General features: G+C 60.2%; 1 pseudogene. It reads right to left on the reverse strand.

Features of this window, described 5'->3' with window-relative positions:
• Nucleotides 1–470 (reverse strand): annotated as a pseudogene (locus tag ACTJJX_RS35095) (hypothetical protein); the annotation flags it as partial.
• Nucleotides 471–495 lie beyond the last annotated feature (25 nt).

Below are 495 nucleotides of genomic sequence, written 5' to 3' on the forward strand. Positions count from 1 at the left end.
CCACTGGAGCCGTCATCGCCACCGCCGTTACCGGGCTTGGTGCCGCCATCGCTTCCACCGTCGCCGCCGGGCGGGTTGCTGCCACCGTCGCCCCCGGTGCCGCCGTCTCCCCCCGGAGGCGGACCGTCGCCCGGGCCCACGTCGCAGCCGAAAGCACAGGAGCCCTTGGAGGTGAACCAGTTACCGGTGAACGAGCCGATGACCCGGCAGAAGGTTCCACCCGCTTCGCCCTCAGCGGGGCCGATACAACCATCAATCGAACTGACGGCGATCTCACAACCGAGGTAATTGATGAAGCGGGAAATCGGTGCTTGGTGGCCGCCTTTTTCATAGAGCGAGCCAGCCAGAATCTTGCACTTATTCTCCCGGCATTCGCCGGCACTGAGATCAAGCTCAGTTCCCTCAGGACACCTATCACCTTTCAAATAAACATCCGTATTAAAAAGAATCCAATCACCAGAACGAACCACACAATAGAAAACCTTGCCCGCCTCA

The sequence above is a fragment of the Pseudomonas sp. 22490 genome, assembly GCF_052044465.1.
GTDB classification, from domain to species: Bacteria; Pseudomonadota; Gammaproteobacteria; order Pseudomonadales; family Pseudomonadaceae; genus Pseudomonas; species Pseudomonas aeruginosa.